Genomic DNA, 2,915 nt, shown 5'->3' on the forward strand with positions numbered 1-2,915 from the left:
TACACCGAACTGCCCTCCTCCAACCCGGCCGTCCTGGCCTTCCTGCGCGAGGCCCCCTCATATGAGGGACAGGGGGACGACCTGGTGATGTGCGTCCACAACTTCTCCCGCTTCGCCCAGCCCACCGAACTGGACCTGCGCCGCTTCGACGGCCGCCACCCGGTCGAACTCATCGGCGGGGTCCGCTTCCCCGCCATCGGCGAACTGCCCTACCTGCTCACCCTCGCAGGCCACGGCTTCTACTGGTTCCGGCTCCGCAAGGACGGCGCGTAGAAGCCGCGGGCGGGGCGGTTTCCACCGCCCCGCCCGGGGCACGCAGGCAGTAACCCCCCGACCACCCCCCGGGGAAAGGACGTACGCCATGTCGGAAGCCGTCACCCACCCCACCACGGCCGAGGCAGGCCTTGTCGCCTCCCTCGAACCCCTGCTGCGGGAGTGGGTGCCACGACAGCGGTGGTTCGCGGGCAAGGGGCGGCCGGTCACGGGGTTCTCGCTGGTGGCGGCGACCGACCTGCTGCCACCCGGAGGCACGCTCGGCCTGGTCCATCTGCTCGTACGGGCCCATCAGCCGGAAGCGCCGACCCAGGGTGCCGTGCCGCACCCCGGCGACTGCTACCAGCTCCTGATAGGAGTGCGCGAGGCGCTGCCGCCGCGGCTGGCGCCCGCGCTCATCGGACATGTGACGGACGGACCGCTGGCCGGCCGGACCGTGTACGAGGCGCTCTACGACCCCCGGGCCACCACCGTGCTCCTGGAGGCGCTGCGCACCCGGGCGCGCATCGGCACTCTGCGCTTCGACGGCGATCCACGCCAGCCGATCAGGGACGAGCTCGTCCCGAGAAGGGTCACCGCGGAGCAGTCCAACTCGTCCGTCGTCTACGGAGATACGTTCATTCTGAAGCTCCTGCGGCGTGTCGTCCCCGGCACCAACCCGGATCTGGAACTCCCGCTGCTGCTGTCGCACGAGCGCTGCGCCCGCGTGCCCGCACCGGCCGGCTGGCTGCTCGCGCACCTCGACGACCTGGACGAGCCTTACGTCCTGGCCGTGTTGCAGCCGTATCTGCGCGGCGCCTCCGACGGCTGGGAGCTGGCGCTGCGCGAGCTGGCCAAGGGCGAGGACTTCACCCCGGACGCGCGGGCGCTCGGCCGTGCCACCGCCGAGGTGCACACGGCCCTGGCCCGCGCCCTGCCTCCCATCACCCTGGGGCACACCCATATACGGCTGCTGGTCGGCGGCATGGCCGAGCGGCTGGAGGCGGCGGCACAGGCGGTGCCCGCACTGCGGCCGTACGCGCCCGCGCTGCACTCCGCGTTCGAGGCGCTGGCCGACCTCGCCGCCGAGGGGCGGACCTGGACCGCCCAGCGCATCCACGGGGATCTGCACCTGGGCCAGTGCCTGCGCGCGCCGTCCGGCGACTGGTCGCTGATCGACTTCGAGGGCGAGCCGTCCAGGCCGCTCGCGGAGCGCCGGATGCCGCAGCCCGTGGTGCGGGACATCGCGGGGATGCTGCGCTCCTTCGACTACGCGGCCCACTCGGCCGGGCCTCCGGCACCGCGGTGGGCCACGGCGTGCCGGGCCGCGTACTGCTCGGGATACGCCGAGGTCGCCGGGCACGATCCGCGGACCGAACCGGTGCTGCTGCGCGCGTACGAGACGGACAAGGCCGTCTACGAGGTCCTCTACGAGGCCCGCCACCGCCCCGACTGGCTGCCCGTGCCGATGGCGGCGATTCGCCGCCTGGCAGCCGACGCCACCCCCTGATCCACCGCCCGTTGTCCTTTGCCGAGGAGGCCCCGCCCGTGACGCCCCGCCCTCCGTCCGACGACAGCACGCAGAAGAACGGCGACGGTCCGCAGAAGACCGGTACCGGTGGGAAGAAGGCGACGGCCGACAAGGCGGTGGCGAAGAAGGCGGCAGCGGCGAAGAAGGTCCCGGCTCCTGCCAAGAAGGCCGTAGCCACGAAAGCCGTAGCCAAAAAGGCCACCACCAAGAAAGCCGTCGCCAAAAAAGCCGTAGCCGAGAAAGCCGTCGCCAAGAAGGCCACCGCCCGGAAGACGGCCGTCGTGAAGGCGACCACCCCCGAGGATGCCCTCTCCCCCGCCGTCTCCCCCGCGGTCGACGCCTCTGACCGCGCGCGGCTGATCGACGGCACCCACCACGATCCGCACGCCGTGCTCGGTGCCCATCCGGTGCCCGGCGGGGTCGCCGTCCGGGTCTTCCGTCCGTACGCGCTGTCGGTGACCCTCGTCACCGACGGCCCGCGGACCGAGCTGCACGACGACGGCGGCGGGTTCTTCTCGGTGCTGCTGCCGCCGGCGGACGTCCCGGCGTACCGGCTTCTCGTGGTCTACGAGGGAGCGACGCAGGAGACCGAGGACGCGTACCGCTTCCTGCCCACACTCGGCGAGCTGGATCTGCATCTGATCGGCGAGGGGCGGCACGAGCAGCTGTGGCAGGTGCTCGGCGCCCATCCGATGACCCACCAGGGCGTGACCGGCACCCGGTTCGCGGTGTGGGCGCCGAACGCGCGCGGTGTGCGCGTGGCGGGAGGCTTCAACCACTGGGACGGCAGCGGTCACGCGATGCGCTCTCTCGGCTCGTCCGGGGTGTGGGAACTGTTCGTGCCCGGGATCGGCGAGGGCGAGCTCTACAAGTTCGAGATCACCCGCCCGGACGGCTCCAGGACCCTGCGCGCCGACCCGCTGGCCCGGCGCACCGAGGTCCCGCCGCACACGTCCTCGGTCGTGCAGGTCTCCCACCACGAGTGGCACGACGAGGAGTGGCTCGCGCATCGCGGGGACATCCCGGTGCACGAGGCGCCGTTCTCGGTGTACGAGGTGCATCTGCCGTCCTGGCGGCCCGGTCTGACGTATCGCCAACTGGCCGAGCGGCTGCCCGGGTACGTGAAGGATCT

Annotated in this window: 2 protein-coding genes and 1 pseudogene; all 3 read left to right on the forward strand. The window is 72.1% G+C overall.

Annotated elements, in window-relative coordinates; all coding sequences use genetic code 11:
- Window positions 1–273, forward strand: a 273-nt coding sequence (locus tag ACFYX0_RS47225) for an alpha-glucosidase C-terminal domain-containing protein (protein ID WP_388981888.1), incomplete at its 5' end; no start/stop codon positions are given.
- Between the two features lie 88 nt (window positions 274–361).
- On the forward strand, window positions 362–1,762 hold the full coding sequence (locus ACFYX0_RS47230; RefSeq protein ID WP_388981891.1) for a maltokinase: 1,401 nt from the start codon (window positions 362–364) through the stop codon (window positions 1,760–1,762).
- Window positions 1,763–1,800: 38 nt separating this feature from the next.
- Window positions 1,801–2,915: pseudogene (locus tag ACFYX0_RS47235) on the forward strand (1,4-alpha-glucan branching enzyme); the annotation flags it as partial.

It is taken from the genome of Streptomyces sp. NPDC002573 (assembly GCF_042889625.1).
GTDB lineage: Bacteria > Actinomycetota > Actinomycetes > Streptomycetales > Streptomycetaceae > Streptomyces > Streptomyces gibsoniae.

Excerpts from the sequence above, each read along its gene's own strand:
- ACFYX0_RS47230 (WP_388981891.1), top strand. The coding sequence starts at position 362 with ATGTCGGAAGCCGTCACCCACCCCACCACGGCCGAGGCAGGCCTTGTC.